The 16,345-nt window shown below is 60.6% G+C and carries 9 protein-coding genes and 1 pseudogene; 5 read left to right on the plus strand and 5 right to left on the minus strand.

Features of this window, described 5'->3' with window-relative positions; all coding sequences use genetic code 11:
• Positions 1-14: 14 nt before the first annotated feature.
• Positions 15-1,253, minus strand: coding sequence for a Fic family protein (locus P0N66_RS00875; protein ID WP_275802061.1), 1,239 nt, complete (start codon positions 1,251-1,253; stop codon positions 15-17).
• A gap of 429 nt (positions 1,254-1,682) precedes the next feature.
• On the opposite strand from P0N66_RS00875, the gene P0N66_RS00880 reads away from it, so the two are divergent.
• The 5 genes and pseudogenes from P0N66_RS00880 to P0N66_RS00895 all read left to right on the plus strand — a co-directional run bounded on the left by P0N66_RS00880 (position 1,683) and on the right by P0N66_RS00895 (position 10,090).
• Positions 1,683-5,270 carry a flagellin N-terminal helical domain-containing protein gene (locus tag P0N66_RS00880; protein WP_275802062.1) on the plus strand — a complete coding sequence of 1,196 codons (3,588 nt, stop codon included), beginning with the start codon at positions 1,683-1,685 and terminating at the stop codon, positions 5,268-5,270.
• 245 nt (positions 5,271-5,515) lie between these two features.
• Positions 5,516-6,004, plus strand: a pseudogene (locus P0N66_RS12820) (flagellin N-terminal helical domain-containing protein); the annotation flags it as partial.
• Positions 6,005-6,166: 162 nt separating this feature from the next.
• Complete coding sequence (locus P0N66_RS00885; protein WP_431189985.1) at positions 6,167-9,145, plus strand: beta strand repeat-containing protein; 2,979 nt, start codon at positions 6,167-6,169, stop codon at positions 9,143-9,145.
• A 277-nt stretch (positions 9,146-9,422) separates the two neighbouring features.
• Positions 9,423-9,695 carry a ribbon-helix-helix domain-containing protein gene (locus P0N66_RS00890; protein WP_275802064.1) on the plus strand — a complete coding sequence of 91 codons (273 nt, stop codon included), beginning with the start codon at positions 9,423-9,425 and terminating at the stop codon, positions 9,693-9,695.
• Positions 9,695-10,090 carry a type II toxin-antitoxin system VapC family toxin gene (locus P0N66_RS00895; protein ID WP_275802065.1) on the plus strand — a complete coding sequence of 132 codons (396 nt, stop codon included), beginning with the start codon at positions 9,695-9,697 and terminating at the stop codon, positions 10,088-10,090. Before P0N66_RS00890 ends, P0N66_RS00895 begins: the two co-directional genes overlap by 1 nt.
• Positions 10,091-10,238: 148 nt before the next feature.
• Here the strand turns inward: P0N66_RS00895 and dnaE are convergent, their stop codons facing one another.
• The 4 genes from dnaE to metW form a co-directional block, all read right to left on the minus strand.
• Positions 10,239-13,808: a DNA polymerase III subunit alpha gene (gene dnaE, locus P0N66_RS00900; protein ID WP_275802066.1), complete on the minus strand. Its 3,570-nt coding sequence runs from the start codon at positions 13,806-13,808 to the stop codon at positions 10,239-10,241.
• 390 nt (positions 13,809-14,198) lie between these two features.
• Positions 14,199-14,372, minus strand: a complete 174-nt coding sequence (locus P0N66_RS00905) for a Trm112 family protein (protein ID WP_275802067.1) — start codon at positions 14,370-14,372, stop codon at positions 14,199-14,201.
• Positions 14,373-14,385: 13 nt separating this feature from the next.
• The gene (cysK, locus tag P0N66_RS00910) at positions 14,386-15,315 is read right to left on the minus strand and encodes a cysteine synthase A (protein ID WP_431189986.1); all 930 of its coding nucleotides are present in this window, start codon (positions 15,313-15,315) and stop codon (positions 14,386-14,388) included.
• Positions 15,316-15,720: 405 nt separating this feature from the next.
• Positions 15,721-16,320 carry a methionine biosynthesis protein MetW gene (metW, locus tag P0N66_RS00915; RefSeq protein ID WP_431189987.1) on the minus strand — a complete coding sequence of 200 codons (600 nt, stop codon included), beginning with the start codon at positions 16,318-16,320 and terminating at the stop codon, positions 15,721-15,723.
• Between the last annotated feature and the right edge of the window lie 25 nt (positions 16,321-16,345).

Here is a 16,345-nt window from a genome sequence, read left to right on the forward strand (position 1 = left end):
CTGGTAGGGGACTTCTATTTCTCCGGAAAGAGCCCGGGCAACCAGCGCGAGGCGAGTTTGGCGGGAAAGGCAAGACGAAGTGGCGCCCGCGAACTTGTGGATGCCAGGACCTCTTGCTCGATAAGCGCGGCCGTTACGCGGCGGGCTTGGCGCTCGCCGGTGCCGGTGATTCGGGCAACTTCGCCCCTTTGCAGCTCACCGCGATAAAGTACGGCTTCCAGCACCGCCCCGGACTTTGGCGGCAGGGCATCGGCCCGAATTTCCTCTTCCGTCCAGATCAGAATACGGTCGCGCAACCGGTCCGGTTGCACCAGGCCTTCCATGAATTTTACCTGGTCGATGCAGGTGTTGAGGAAGAAGCGGGTGAATTCCGCCAACGCCTCTTCGCTCAAATGGCCGCGTCCGTCAAGATCGTTGCGCCGCAACATATCGCAGGCCGCAAGCTGACTCTTGTAAGTGACCTCATTGCGGGCCAGCCCCCTGGCGATGGACCAGATACCGCCCGTATCCAGGGTCTCCAGCAGCATCGCATAAGAGATCAGCCGGGCAACACGGCCATTGCCGTCGAGAAACGGGTGGATCCAGAGCAGCCGATGATGCGCCCCCGCCGCCGCCAGGATGCGATCCGTTTTGCCAAGCCCTCCATAGGCCGCTTCGAACCGCGCCAGGAAGCGCGGCAGCGCGCCGGGGCTGACAGGCACATGCCGACCCACCCGGACATCGCGCTCCCGCAACGCGCCGGGGATAACCCTGATCCTCTCGCCGCTTTCCGGGGCTTGCGCCCATAACAGTTCGTCGGGGAGCAACTCGCCGAAGCGCCGGTGAATCTCAAGCAGACCGCTGACGGTGGTGGCGCGGCCCTTCAGCCCGCCATGGTCAATCCATTCCTGGACCGCGACATGAGCCCTTGCTTCGAGTTGCAGATCCCGTCTGGCTGGATCGGTGCTGTAATCGTTTTTGAGGGCGCGCTCAATATCAATCGGGTGGGTGTCGTGGCCTTCGATCAAGTTACTGTAGTAGCAATTCATGGCCCGGACCAGATCAGCCAGGGCCGTCATTACCCCTTCCGGCAGACTGCGGCGAAACCCGAAAGCCTGGCTCGCCAGTTCTATGGCGAGGTCACACAAAGCCGTGCGGTGTCTTGAGCTTTCGCTCACCACCATCGGCTCCATCAAGGCGGTCGATTCGTCGCGGTCCGGAAGGTTTGCGGCCACTCCGATGTCCAGTTTATTGTCCGGGTCAGCGATGCTCATGAAAGTTCATTTATCATAGGGTTAATGAATTGTCCAGCTCTTCGAAGACCTTCATTGTGACCGCTTTAACGGCCGCTTGAAATGCCCCCCAATTAGGGTCAGACGCCGATTTCCTCCGGTCGCCTGCGAAAAATGCTTCACCGCCCTGCCGGAAGCCGTGGAAGTGCTACGGTTGTCGGGCGCCAAAGCAAGCCGGGTAAAAAACCTTCAAGTCCCGGCGGAAGCGGCCGATACGTAGGTTGGAAAAAGGTGAACCGGCCCCGGTTCGGGGTCGCTACTTTGCAAATTGTAAACGCAATAACAAGGAGGTGACCACGAGCGGTAAGAAGGCAGTAGGGGACAGATTTTAAATCTGTCCCCGGGCAACTAAAAAGGCGGGGAGAAAGGAATCTCCCCAACCACCACAACACATGGACGGAGGATTAAACCATGAGCTTGAAAATCAACACCAACATCGCGGCGATGAACGCCCACAACAACATGCAGAAGACCGGCAACAATCTTACTGCATCCCTTGAGAAACTCTCTTCCGGTCTGCGCATCAACAAGGCCGCTGACGACGCCTCCGGTATGGCCATTGCCGACGCCCTGCGCTCCCAGTCGCTGGGCTTGGGCCAAGCCATCCGGAACGCCAATGACGGTATCTCCATGGTGCAGACCGCCGACGGTGCCCTGGAGGAATCCATCAACATCGTCAACACCATCAAGACCAAGGCCATCCAGGCCGCCCAGGACGGTCAGACCAGTGAGTCCCGGGCCGCCATCCAGGCCGACGTCAACCGGCTGATGGAACAGCTGGACAACATCGCCAAGACCACCGCCTTCAACAATCAGAAGCTGTTGTCCGGCAACTTCAGTAACAAGGCCTTCCAGGTCGGCGCCTACTCCCAGGAGACGGTAAACTTCTCCATCGCCTCCAGCGAGTCCACCAAGCTGGGGCACGTGGCGTCTTCCACCCTGACTTATACTGGAGCCGGTACCGCCGCGCTGGATATTTACTCCAGCATCGCCAACGAGACCTTCAGCCTGAGCACCGTGGAGATCGCCTACGACAACACCCGCGAGAACTCCCTGGGCGCCCTGGCGGACCAGATCAACAAGCTCTCCGACCAGTTGGGCATTACCGCCCAAGCCGTGGTGAGCACCACCACCGATGACAACATTACTGCAGGCCGTACCGACGCCAGTTTTGCCATTAACGGTGTCAACATCGGCGACGTGGGGGTAAAGGAAAACGACGCCGACGGCGCCCTGGTTCAGGCCATCAACGGCAAGACCAACCAGCACGGCGTTTTTGCTTCGGTGGACTACACCGGTAAAATGACCCTTACCTCCCAGGACGGCCGGGCCATTTCGATTACCCAGGACGCGAACACCACCGCCGTTTTGGGCGGCACCGCAGACATGTCCACCATCGGCGTGATCAACCTCAACCAGGCCGGGGCGGCGGACATCGTGGTAGCCGACCGTAACGGCGCCGAACTGGTGGGTGACCAGGTGGCGGTGGACGGCAACCTGGTGCTGGCTGGAAATGTCGTTACCACCGATGATTCCATCCTTGCCTCCGGCTCTTCCCTGGCCGCCGGCTCCATTGTCAACTCCGGCTCCTCGGTGCAGTCTTCCCTCACCGTGGCAGGCACCTTCGAGATGGCCACCGGCTCCGAACTGGCCGGTATCACCGTCCAGGGGGGTGATACCATTCAGGGCATCGGCACCGTTTCCGGTTCCGTTACCACCACCAGCGGCAGCACCCTCACCGCCGGTACCACCCTGATCAGCTCCACCCTGGGCGCCAACACCGAAATCAACGGTGTGGCCCGGACCAGCGGTACGGTCAACGCCAGCGGCACCATCGGCGCCGGCTCCACCCTGGCGGCTGATTCCATTATTGCCGCCGGTACAACCTTTTCCGGCACCTTCGCCGGCGAGACCTTTGTGGTCGGCAGCGGGGCTACCGTGACCAGCGGTTCCACCATCGGCGCCGACTCGGCACTGGCCGCCGGCTCAACGATTGGCTCTGGTACCGCTTTGAGCAATTTTGCTGAAGCCACGGTGGGGCTGAGTGGCGCTATCACCGGTACCAGCAGCGGCAGCACCTTGGGTGGTGGCACCACCCTGCAAAGTGCCGTGCTGGGTGCCGGTACCACCGTTTCCGGCACCGGGGTGATGACTACGAGCGGAGACAGCAACTTCACCGCAGGTGGTACTCTCGGCAATAATTCGGTGCTGGCTGATGGTACGGTTATTGGCTCCGGGACCACTTTGGCCACCGCGTTGGCCGTGCAAGGGATCACTGGCTTAGGAGGAGATTCCGCAGGAAGTGTTTTGGGGGGTGGTACGGAATTGCTTTCCGGATCGGTTTTAAACATAAGTACGGCGATTCATTCGGACGATGTTGTGGCTTTCTTTGCTAACACTGATGCGGATGGCGACGCCAGCGGCACTTGGCTTGCAGCCGCAAGTGGTGATTATCGCAAGGTGATGCAGGACGCTACCGTTGCAGCATCTGAAACGCTTGCTTTGACTGGAAATGTAATTATCGGTGATTCAGGCAGCACCATCGACGCTCTTGTCATTGCCAGTGGCAGCACCCTTGGTATCAACACACAACTTGATGGTGCAACCATGACCCTGCAGGGTGAGCAAACCTTGGCTGCCGAGCAGACCCTGGGCGGCACCGGGACCGTGGTTAAGGGAGATTCGCAATTGCATGCCGGCACCGTCAACACCTCTGGGGTGATTAACGTTGGCAGTGGTGTCGTGAGCGGGAACATGACCCTGGCAGCCGGTTCGAATATCGGTGCCGACAGCGTTCTGGCCACCAACGGCACCGTGCTTTCCGACGAATTCACCACCGACTCCACCCTCACCGTGGCTACGGGAGAGACGGTAACCCTGGCAGACGGCTCTACCATCGCCGCAAACAGTGAACTCTCCATCGCTTCCACCGTGCTGGCCGGGGCTGTCAAGCTTGGCGGTGAAGGCATCGAGGTGGGTGCGACCGACTGGACCACCGTCACCGGTGATACCACCATCGCCGGCGGCAGTGCCCTGCACACCGGTACCGACCTTGATCAGGCGATCCACGTCGGTTCCACCACCCTGGCGGTCAGCGGTACCATGACCTTGGCGACCGGCTCGACCATCGGTGAAGGTTCCACCCTGTACACCGGCTCCACGCTCAGCGATGATGTGAGCTTTGCGACCCTGGAACTGACCGATGACATGACCCTTTCCTCCGGTACGGTGATCAACACCGGCAGCACCTTTGGCGGCACCGTGCAGAGCGGCTCCACCCTCACCGTGACCACCGGTGAGCTGCATCTGACTGCCGGCTCCACCATTGCCGAGGATTCGGAACTGGCCGACGGTTCCACCATCGGTGGCACCATTGAACTGGCCGAGGAGGCCGTGGTCAGCACCGGCGCCACCATGACCGTGGGCGGCGGCTCCACCCTGGCCGAGGGTTCGGAGCTGGCCACCGGTACCGTCATGACCTTCGATCTTTATGACGACGAAGGTGATCTGGTGGCGAGCGTGGGCGACACCCTGACCGAGGCCTTCGTAGTGGGTGAAAACGGTCTGAGCATCGAGCGTGACATCGACCTGGCCGAAGGCTCCGTCCTGGCCGCCGGTTCTACCCTGGCGGTGCTGGATAGTGTTGAAGCCGCCGATTTCGACCAGAGCGCGTCGGAAGTGGCCCGCCTCAGCGACGTGGACGTGACCAGCCAGGAAGGCGCCCAGACGGCGATCGCCATCGCCGACGCGGCCCTGAAGGACCTCAACAAGGTTCGGGCGGATTTGGGTTCGGTGCAGAATCAGTTGACCTCCACCATCTCCAATATCTCGGTGACCCGGGTCAACATCAGCGCCGCTGAATCCGGTATCCGCGACGTGGACTTCGCCGAGGAAGCAGCCAACTTCAGCAAGTTCCAGGTGCTGAACCAGGCCGGTTCCTTCGCCATGGCCCAGGCCAACGCCACGGCCCAGAACGTGCTCAGCCTGCTCCAGGGCTAAGCTGAAAACCAACAACTAAACCTCAACCGGGGGCGGGCACCGCCCACCCCCGCCTTCCCGAAGGGGGACAGTTTAGCAAAACTGTCCCCCTTCGCTTTTTCCGGGGGCGACGGCCGCAGCATGGGTCGTCGCCCCTATTTTTTTTGTCGGCTGTGTTGGCATGGATTATGCATAAACCTCGGCGCAAGATGAAATAATTTCCGCTACCGCCAAGGTTTACCCCATAGTAAGGGAGGAGCAACGCCATGAGCATGAGAATTAACACCAACATCGCCGCCATGACAGCCCACAACAACATGCTGAAGAACGGCAACAGTCTCTCTTCTTCACTGGAGAAACTATCTTCCGGTCTGCGCATCAACCGGGCCGCCGACGACGCCTCCGGCATGGCCATTGCCGACTCCCTCAAGTCCCAGGCCCTGGGGTTGGGCCAGGCCATCCGCAACGCCAACGACGGCATCTCCATGGTGCAGACCGCCGACGGCGCCCTGGAAGAGTCCATCAACATCGTCAACACCGTCAAGACCAAGGCCATCCAGGCCGCCCAGGACGGCCAGACCAGCGAGAGCCGGGCCGCCATCCAGGCCGATATCAACCGGCTGCTGGAGCAGCTCGATAACATCGCCAACACCACCGCCTTCAACAATCAAAAGTTGTTGTCCGGCAACTTCACCAACAAGGCCTTCCAGGTCGGCGCCTACTCCCAGGAGACCGTCAATTTTTCCATCGCCTCCAGCGAGTCCATCAAGATCGGCCATGTTGCCACCGCCGAGCTTTCCTTTCATGCCGTGGGCACCACTTCGCTGTCGATCCGCAGCAGCATCAACGACCAGGTCTATGACTTGAGCAGCGTCAAGGTCGCCTACGATAACAGCCGGGAAAACTCGTTGGGGGCGGTGGTTGACCAGATCAACCGGCTTTCCGATGAGCTGGGCATCAGCGCCGAGGCGGTAGTACGCAGCACCACGGCGGAAAATATTGCCGCCGGTCGCACCGACGGCAACTTCGCCATCAACGGGGTGCACATCGGTGAGGTGGATGTTCAAGAAAATGACGCTAACGGCGCCCTGGTCAAGTCCATCAACCAGAAGAGCAACCAGCACGGCGTGTTCGCCTCCATCGATTACGGCGGACGCCTGACCATGACCTCCATGGATGGCCGGGCCATTGCAGTGACCCACGGTGAGCACACCAACGCGGTGCTGGGGGGGGAGAGTAATCTGTCTACCCTGGGTTACATCATGCTCAGCCAGCATGGGGCGGCGGAAATCGATATCTACGACCGCGACCTGCCGACCCTGGACGGCCCCCAAGTGGCGGTGGACGGCAACCTGGTGCTGGGCAGCGGGGCCTGGACCACCCACGATTCGGTGCTGGCCTCCGGCTCGGTGCTGGGTGCCGGTTCAGTGGTCAATTCCGGCTCCACCATCGAGTCCACCCTGCGGGTTTCCGGCCCCAACGGTTTCACCCTGGCCCAAGGTTCTGAGTTGGTCAATGTACAGGTTGGCGCCGGGGAAGAAATTGCCGGGGTCGGGGAGGTGCGCCATCCGGTGGTCTCCACCACCAGCGGCAGCACCCTCACTGCCGGCACCACCCTGATCAACTCCATTTTGGGCGCCAACACCGAAATCAACGGTGTGGCCCGGACCAGCCAGCCGGTGAGTGCTTCCGGCACCATCGGTGCCAATTCGGTGTTGGCCGCCGACAGCGTTATCGCCGCCGGTACCGACTTCGGTACTGTCTTCGCCGGCACTACCTTCGTGGTGGGCAGCGGCGTCAGCCTGTCCAGTGGTTCCACCATCGGGGCCGGCTCGCAACTGGTCAGCGGCTCAACAATTGGCGCCGGTACCGATTTGAGCAATTTTGCTGAAGCCACGGTGGAGCTGAATGGCGCTATCACCACCACTAGCGGCAGCACCTTGGGTGACGGCACCACCCTGCAAAATGCCGTGCTGGGTGCCGGTACCACCTTTACCGGCCCTGGTTCAATGACCACCTCGGGACCTTCAACCTTTGCCAGCGGCACCATTGGCAATGGTTCCGAATTGGCCGCCGATACAGTGATCGGCAGCGGCACCACCCTGAGCACCGCTTTTACCATTAAGGAGATTGCTTCCGGTAATGGATTGTCTGGAAGCGCATTGAAAACTGGCACGACTTTGGAGGCCGGTTCCGTTTTGGCTAATGGTACCAGCGGTTTTAGTCTCAGTGGCGCCCAAGCCCTGTTGCTTGCAGCAGGTATGAACCTGTCGGGAGCTGATCAGACGGTAGGCGATCATTTTAACAGTGGCGCAAACAATACACTGCATATTTTGAGTACGGCGGGTGGTCCTTTTATTCAACTACAGAACCAATTTGTTCTTACCGCTGACGGCTTGAGCGGTGCCAATGACTTGGTTCTCAAAAATTCGGGAGCCAACAACGTTATCGCCGCCGGCAGCCTCTTGGGGGCTGGTTCCGTGATGAATAACAATGTTGAGTTGGATACGACCCAAGCCTTGACGGCTGATCTGCTGTTAAGCAGTGACAATGCGGATACCACGGTCGCTACCGGTTCCACCCTGCTTGCCGGTACGGAAAACGTCAGCGGCGCGATCCATGTGGCCAGCGGTAATATCACCGGTGGCACCATGAGCCTGGCAGCCGGTTCGGATATCGGTGCCGACAGCGTTCTGGCCACCGACGGCACCGTGCTTTCCGACGGATTCACCACCGACTCCACCCTCACCGTGGCTACGGGAGAGACGGTAACCCTGGCAAACGGCTCTACCATCGCCGCAGACAGTGAACTCTCCATTGTTGGTACCGTGCTGGCCGGGGATGTCAAGCTCGGTGAAGGCGGCATAACGGTGGGCGGGAGCAACTGGGCCCACACCGGTAGTAACATCACTATCGCCGACGGCAGTGCATTGCACACCGGTACCAGCTTGGACCAGGAGATTCATGTCGGTTCGACCACCCTCAGCGTCAGCGGTACCATGACCCTCTCTTCCGGTTCAACCATCGGAGCCGGCTCGGTGCTCAATACCGATTCGGTGCTCAGCGATGATGTGGAGTTCAGTTCGCTTACCACCAGCGAAGACATTGTTCTGGCCGACGGCACGGTGATCAACACCGGCAGCACCATCGGCGGTACCGTGGAGGACGATTCCGCGCTGGTGGTGGCCTCCGGGGAGTTGCAGCTGGCCGCCGGCTCCTATCTGGCGGCCAATTCCGAATTGGCTGACAATTCCACCATCGGCGGCTCGTTGCTGGTGAATGACGAGGTGGAAGTTTCTTCCGGGGCCACCATGCTGGTGGGAGCCGGTTCCCTGCTGGCCGAGGGTTCGGTGCTGGCCGCCGGCACCGAGCTGACCTTTGATCTGTACAATGCCGCCGGGGCGCTGGTGGCCCGCCACGGTGAAATCTTAGACAGCAATTTCACCGTCGGCGCCGGCGGGTTGGAGGTGCTGCACCACCTGGAACTGGCCGCCGGTTCCAAGGTGGCCCAGAACAGCGTCCTGGAGGTGGTGGAAGAAAGCGAGTCCGCCGCCATCAGCAAGACCGATACCGAGGTCAAGCGCCTGAGTGATGTCAATGTCACTACCCAGGCAGATGCCCAGTTGGCCATCGCCATTGCCGATGCGGCCCTGAAGGATCTCAACAAGGTACGGGCGGACCTTGGTTCGGTGCAGAACCAGCTTACCTCGACCATTTCCAACATCTCCACCACCCGGGTCAACATCTCCGCCGCCGAGAGCGGCATCCGGGATGTGGACTTCGCCGACGAGGCGGCCAACTTCAGCAAGTTCCAGGTCCTGAACCAGGCCGGCAGCTTCGCCATGGCTCAGGCCAACGCCACTGCCGAAAACGTCCTCAGCCTGCTCCAGGGCTAACCAGGAAAACCAACCAACAAACCTCAACCCGGGGGCCGGGCATCCGCCCGCCCCCGCTTCGCTGACACTCCTCCTTTTGTTTTTATCCGGGGCGTGCTACAAGAATTTTATGAACATATTTCTTTCACGCCATGCTCGGTGTAGAGCGAAGATGTATTTGCGTGGGAGCAGAGAACAAGAATTTCCTTCCAATTTCCTTCTTGACATGTTCATGACACAAGAATAAATTATCATGAACACGTCCCGCCTTGACCCCATTTTTTTGACGGAGATCAACATGGCAAATCTACAGGTAAAAGGAATTGATGATGATCTTTACGAGCAAGTAAAGCGCTTGGCGGCGGCGGAGAACAGGTCTGTGAGCCAAGAACTGGTCTTTATGATAAAATCATACGTTGCAAGACAGAAAATACTGTTTTCCACTCCGACCCCGGCCGAGGTCCTGTTGCAGCTGTCCGGCTCCTGGAAGGATAGCCGGACGGCCGCAGAGATTATCAAAGAAACCAGAAAGTCCCGCGTCGACAGCACGCGCCTTGCCAATGGGTTGTGATGTTTCTGCTTGATACCGATACTGTAATTTACGCCTTAAAAGGGGATCCTGCCGTGCAGGATAATCTGCGCGTTCACCGGCATGATCCCATGTATCTGAGCACTGTTACCATGATGGAGCTTTATTACGGCGCCTACAAATCACAGCATATCGATGCGAACCTGGCCAAGCTCGGCACCCTGGAGAACTCGTTCCCCCTGCTCGCTCCCGGTCCGGAAACCGTCGCCTCCTTTGGCAAACTAAAGGCAAAGCTGGAAGGGCACGGCAAGCGGTTGGCCGACTTGGACCTGATCATTGCCGTAACCGCCATTACTCACAATCTCACTCTGATCAGCAACAACCAGAAACATTTCGCCAGAATACCGGGTCTGAAATTATCCAACTGGGCCTCGTAACCCCCTTCGCTTTTTTCGGGGCGACGGCCGCAGCAAGGGCCGGGGTTTTTCCTTCTCCGCCAAGCCGGGCGCGTTCCTCGGCATGCCAAGTGGCGGCCTGTTCATCGTATGGAAGAATGGGAAGGTTCGGCTATCGGCCTGCGCCTGGCTACCGGCGGCCGTTGCCCCGGCCATTGCCTCTACCGTTACCCCTGCCCGGGTCGAGGTCTTCGGTGGCCTTTTTGCGGTAGCTTAAGGCGGTGTAGCCCAGCAGTTGTTCCACTTCGGTGCTGAACTCGCGGCAAGGGCGGATGGTAAGGTCTTCCGAGGCCAGCACCTCCACCTCGCCCCGGTCGGGGAAGAGCAGGTTGAGGCTGACCCGGCAGGGGCCGTGGTGGCGCTGGATGGTTTTTTTTACCGCCTCGATGCGGGGGCGGTCCACCTTGTCGGCCTTGAGCCGGATCACCACCCGGTCAGTGTACTTGACCTGGGCGTCACTCAAGGCATCCACCGTGTCGGCGATTATCTTGACCCCGCTTTCCTCCTTCTGCACCTTGCCCTGGATCACGATGGGCTCATCCCCCCCCAGCAGGTGGGCGCACGCGGCATAGGCATTGGGGAAGATCACCACCTCCACCGAATCCACCGTGTCTTCCAGGGTGACAAAGGCCATCGGGTCGCCTTTCTTGCTGCGGTGGTTCTTGAACTGGCGGATCAGCCCGCCGATGCGGACCGGTTGGTTATCCGGCCACTCCTTCAGGCCGTGCAGGTCGGTGTCGGTGAGGGACGCCAGCTCCCGGCGGTGCTTGTCCAGCGGGTGGCCGGTAAGATAAAACCCCACCGTCTCCTTTTCCAGCAGCAGTTTATGTTTTTCATCCCACTCCGGCATTTCCGGCAGCTCGATCTCAGTGGCCCGGTCGGCCTGCTGGGCCGGCATGGCGGCAAAGAGCGAGATCTGGCCGCTCAACTTGTCCCGCTGGGCGGCCTGGGCCTGGTCCAGAGCTCGGTCTAAAATGGCCTCCAGTTGCGAGCGCTTGGCCCCCAGGGAATCAAAGGCGCCGGCCCGGATCAGGCTTTCGATCACCCGGCGGTTGACCTTGCGGCCGTCCACCCGGCGGCAGAAGTCCACCAGCGATTTATACGGGCCATCGGCTTCGCGAATATCGATGATGGACTCCAGGGCCGCCCCGCCGACGTTTTTCACCGCCGCCAGGCCGAAGCGGATGCGGTCGTCGATGACCGTGAAGTCCCGGAAGGATTCGTTGATGTCCGGCGGCCGCACCTCGATCTCGTGCTCCTTGCATTCGTTGATGTAGCGCACCACCTTGTCGGTGTTGCCCATGTCGCAAGAGAGCAGGGCGGCCATGAACTGGGCCGGGTAGTGGGCCTTGAGCCAGGCGGTCTGGTAGGCCACTAAAGCATAGGCCGCACTGTGGCTCTTGTTGAAGCCATAGCCGGCGAACTTGGCCATCAAATCAAAGATGTACTCGGCCTTCTTGGGGTCGATCTCGTTTTTGGCGCAGCCGGCCAGGAACTTGTCCTTTTCGGCGTCCATCACCGAGGCGATCTTCTTGCCCATGGCCCGCCGCAGGTTGTCGGCATCGCCCAGCGAGTAGCCGGCCAGCACGTTGGCGATCTTCATCACCTGTTCCTGGTAGACGATCACCCCGTAGGTTTCCTTCAGGATGGGCTCCAGTTGCGGCAGGGGGTACTTGGCCACCATGCGGCCGTGCTTGGTGTTGACAAAGTCTTCCACCATGCCGGATTCCAGCGGGCCGGGGCGGTAGAGGGCGACCAGGGCGATGAGGTCGGAAAACTGCTCGGGCTTCATCTTCATCAGCAACGAGCGCATACCGGAGCTTTCCAACTGGAAAACCCCCAGGGCGTCGCCCTTGCAGAGCAGGTTGTAGGTCTTGGGGTCGTCGGTGGGAATGGCGCCGATGTCGATCTCCTGGCCCAGATCACCTTTGATCAGCTTGCCGGCCCGGTCGATGACGGTGAGGGTTTTCAGCCCGAGAAAGTCGAACTTGATCAGCCCGGTCATCTCGGTGTGTTTCATGTCGTACTGGGTCAGCACCTCGCCCTTGGGGCCCTTGCACAGCGGCAGGTATTCCACCATGGGTTTTGGCGAGATCACCACCCCGGCGGCGTGGGTGGAGGTGTGCCGCTGCAGCCCTTCCAGCACCAGGGCGGCGTTGAGCAGTTCCGCGATCTGGGGTTCGCGCTTCATCAGGTCGCCCAGCCGGGGTTCCTTGTCGATGGCCTTGTCCAGGGTGATCCCCAGCTCTTCGGGGATCAGCTTGGCCACCCGGTCCACTTCGCCATAGGCCATGCCCAGCGCCCGGCCCACGTCGCGCACCACCGCCCGGGCCTTCATCGACCCGTAGGTGACGATCTGGGCCACGTTTTCGGCCCCGCCGTATTTACGTTGCACATACTCGATGACCTCGCCGCGCCGCTCCTGGCAGAAATCGACGTCAAAATCGGGCATGGACTTGCGTTCAATATTCAAAAAACGCTCGAAGATCAGGCCATAGGGCATCGGGTCGATGTCGGTGATCCGCATCGCCCAGGCCACCAGGCTGCCGGCCCCGGAGCCCCGACCCGGACCCACCGGGATCTCGTGGTCCTTGGCCCAGTTGATGAAATCGGCGACGATCAGGAAGTAGCCGGGAAAGCCCATCTTCAAAATCACGTCGATCTCGTGTTCCAGGCGGGCGCGGTACTCTTCTTCCTGCTCCGGGGTAAGTTCGGTCAGACGGCGGATTTCGGTAAAACGTTTTTCCAGGCCCTCTCGGGCGTCTTTACTGAACAGACTCTCCAGTGTTTCCCCTTCCGGTATCGGAAAATCGGGGAAATGGTGGCTTTCCAGGTCCAACTCCAGGTTGCAGCGCGCCGCCACCTTCACCGTTTCGGCGATGGCCTCGGGGCAGTGGCTGAAGCTTTTTTTCATCTCGGCGGGGGATTTGAAAAACAGCTCGTCGGTGGAAAAGCGGAAGCGGCCCTGGTCGGCCATGGTTTTGCCGGTCTGGATGCAGAGCAGCACCTCGTGGGCTTGGGCTTCCTCCCGGTTGAGGTAATGGCAGTCGTTGGTGGCCACCAGGGGCAGCTTGAGCTCGGCGGCCAGTTTCTTGAGCCCGTCGTTGACCACCTGCTGCTCGGGGATCTTGTTTTCCTGCATCTCCAGATAGAGCCGGTCGGGGAAAAGTTCGTGCAGCTTAATGGCGGCGGCCTTGGCGCCGTCGTAATCGCCCCGGGTAAGCAGCATCGGCACCTGGCCGTGCAGGCAGGCGGTGAGGGCGATCAGCCCTTCGTTGTGGCGGGTGAGCAGTTCGTGGTCGATGCGGGGCTTGTAGTGGAAACCTTCAAACTGGGCGCAGGAGGCCAGCTTCATTAAATTTTGGTAGCCCTCATGGTTCATGGCCAGCAGCACCAGGTGGTGGGCCGCCGCCCCGGCGCTTTTGGCGCTCTTGTCGGCGCGGCTCTCCGGGGCGACATAAAACTCGCAGCCGATAATGGGCTTGATCCCGGCCTTTTTGGCCTTGACGTAAAACTCCAGGGCCCCGAACATGGCCCCATGGTCGGTGATGGCCACCGCCTCCATGCCGTATTCCTTGCACTGGGCAAAGAGGCGATCCAGACGAATGGCCCCGTCCAGCATACTGTACTGGGTATGCACGTGCAGATGGACAAAATCGGCGGCGGGCGGTGAAGTGGCAGTAGCGGTGGCGTCAGGCATAATAAGCGGCTCCATAAAACACAAAGGTGAAAACCACCCTCATTGCGGGAAAGGCAACAACCAAGAAGAGTTCTCGGGGGGATGGGACTTTTGTTTTTCGCGGGTTCGTCCCCCGGACGCCTCGGAGGCGGGCGCAGGCCCGCCGAGAATGAGCGAAAAACAAAAGGCCCATCACCCCACAAACGGGCTTAGGAAGAAAACGGGCTCACAAGTTGGGGATCCAATTAATGCCCGTTGGGGGGCCGGCCGCTTTGCCGGTGGCGCTCATTCTCGGCGGACATCCTGTCCGCCTCCGAGGGTGTCCGCTACCTCCGGGCGTCCATGCCCTCCCGGTAGCGGACAAACCCGCGCCACCGGCAAAGCGGCCGACCCGGGAACCGTTAAGGGAAGTTAGCTCTCTGCCAGCGGTTTGGCCTCATCGATCAGCATGATGGGGATCTCGTCGCGGATTTCGTACAGCAGTTTGCATTGCTCGCAAATCAGGCCGTTTTCCTGCTCGTTAAGCTTGACCGGCCCCTTGCACTTGGGGCAGGCCAGGATTTCCAACAGTTGCGGGTTTAGCATGGGTTTGACCTTCTTATTGTTGCTCGAACAGAGGCGTGCTCAGATACCGCTCGCCGGTGTCGCAGATTACGGTGACGATCCGTTTGCCCTGGTTTTCCGGGCGCTGGGCCAGTTGCATGGCGGCCAGTACGTTGGCCCCCGATGAGATGCCGCACAGGATACCTTCCTCTATCGCCACCCGGCGGGCGGCGGCGAAGGCCTCGTCGTTGGTGATGGTGATTACCTCGTCGATCACCGTGGTGTTCAGGGTGGCGGGAATGAAGCCGGCGCCGATGCCCTGGATCTTGTGGGGGCCGGGCTGGCCGCCGGAGATCACCGGCGAATCGGTGGGTTCCACCGCCACCGCCTTGAATTTCGGCAGCCGCGCCTTGCAGACCTCGCCCACCCCGGTGATGGTGCCGCCGGTGCCCACCCCGGCCACGAAAAAGTCAAGCTTACCGCCGGTGGCCCGCCAGATCTCCTCGGCGGTGGTTTGGCGGTGAATCTCCGGGTTGGCGGGGTTGCTGAACTGGTCGGGCATGAAGCTGTCGGCGGTGGCTTCGGCCAGCTCCCGGGCCTTGGCGATGGCGCCTTTCATCCCCTCGGGGCCGGGGGTGAGTACCAGCTCGGCGCCGAAATGTTTCAGTAAGGCCCGGCGCTCCAGGCTCATGGTCTCGGGCATGGTGAGGATCAGGCGCAACCCCTTGGCGGCGCAAAGAAAGGCCAGGGCGATGCCGGTATTGCCGCTGGTGGGTTCAATGATCACCGTGTTGGGCCCCACCCGGCCGGCCTGTTCCCCCGCCACCAACATGGCCCGGCCGATGCGGTCCTTGACGCTGAAGGCGGGGTTGCGTGACTCCAGCTTGACCAAAATTTCGGCCCCGCATTCCGCCCCCAGCCTTTTTAAGCGCACCAGGGGAGTATCGCCCACCAGGGCGCTGAATTCACTGATTTCGTCGCTCATCATACGATTCCTTTGGGGCAATTCCTTTTGGGATTTTCCGGGTTTTGATTGGTTGCAGGCAAGGGCACAAAATACCCCAAAACAAGTCAAAGGTAAATGCGGGATTGTGCAAATCGCAGGCAACGTGAAAGTCGCATGGAACCTGGACGGGGCTCCCGGGGCAAGGAGCAAGCTGCGTGAATACTGGACGGGGGTCGCGGTAACCGGTAGCGGCGGGTTCGCCCGCCGCCAAGCGCATGGATGCGCAGGAGGCGGCGGGCGCCTCGGAGGCGGGCATGGATGCCCGCCGAGAATGAGCCGCTACCGGTTGCCGTGACCCCCATCCCGTGCCAAAACCAAAAAGTTTTCTTTTGGGTGCCATCCGGGGCAAAGGCGGCAAGGTCTGGTAGCAGCGCGGCAGCGCGTTTACCGCTTGGCCAGTAGGTAAATGCCGTAGGTCGCCCGCAGGTTGGGCAGAAAGGTGACCACGTTGCCGTAGCGGTCGTGGTGGTCGGTGTTGATGGCCGTCTCCCGCTTGATCCGCCAGCCCATTTTTTTCAGGAAACGCTGGAAGTCGGCGATGCTGATGGTGCGGATGTTGGGGGTGTTGTACCATTCAAAGGGGAGTTGCTTGGAGATCGGCACCCGGCCGTGCCAGCAGATCTGCCAGCGGTTTTTCCAATGGCTGAAGTTAGGGAAACTCACCACCACCTGGTGGCCGATATCCAGCAGGGTTTTCAGCAGTTGGGCCGGGGCGTAAACCTGCTGCAGGGTCTGGCTTAAGATCACGTAGTCGAAGGTGCCGGCGGCGTAATCCTGCACCTCTTCGGTGATGTTGCCCTGCAGCACCGTCAGCCCCTTTTCGATCCCTCGCAGCACCTTGGCTTCCACCATCTCGATGCCGGTGCCTTCGACGTTCTTGGTCTGCTTGAGCTGATACAGCAGGTCGCCCTCGCCGCAGCCCAGGTCCAGCACCTTGCTGCCCGGCTCAATCCAGGAGGCGATGACCGAGAGGTCAAAACGCATCGTCGCCTCGCCGTTGGCGACCTCC

The sequence above is a fragment of the Desulfurivibrio dismutans genome, assembly GCF_029210385.1.
Classification (GTDB): Bacteria; Desulfobacterota; Desulfobulbia; order Desulfobulbales; family Desulfurivibrionaceae; genus Desulfurivibrio; species Desulfurivibrio dismutans.

Excerpts from the sequence above, each read along its gene's own strand:
- P0N66_RS00890 (WP_275802064.1), top strand. The coding sequence starts at position 9,423 with ATGGCAAATCTACAGGTAAAAGGAATTGATGATGATCTTTACGAGCAA.
- P0N66_RS00880 (WP_275802062.1), top strand. The coding sequence starts at position 1,683 with ATGAGCTTGAAAATCAACACCAACATCGCGGCGATGAACGCCCACAAC.
- metW (WP_431189987.1), bottom strand. The coding sequence starts at position 16,320 with ATGCGTTTTGACCTCTCGGTCATCGCCTCCTGGATTGAGCCGGGCAGC.
- P0N66_RS00895 (WP_275802065.1), top strand. The coding sequence starts at position 9,695 with ATGTTTCTGCTTGATACCGATACTGTAATTTACGCCTTAAAAGGGGAT.
- dnaE (WP_275802066.1), bottom strand. The coding sequence starts at position 13,808 with ATGCCTGACGCCACCGCTACTGCCACTTCACCGCCCGCCGCCGATTTT.
- P0N66_RS00875 (WP_275802061.1), bottom strand. The coding sequence starts at position 1,253 with ATGAGCATCGCTGACCCGGACAATAAACTGGACATCGGAGTGGCCGCA.
- cysK (WP_431189986.1), bottom strand. The coding sequence starts at position 15,315 with ATGAGCGACGAAATCAGTGAATTCAGCGCCCTGGTGGGCGATACTCCC.
- P0N66_RS00905 (WP_275802067.1), bottom strand. The coding sequence starts at position 14,372 with ATGCTAAACCCGCAACTGTTGGAAATCCTGGCCTGCCCCAAGTGCAAG.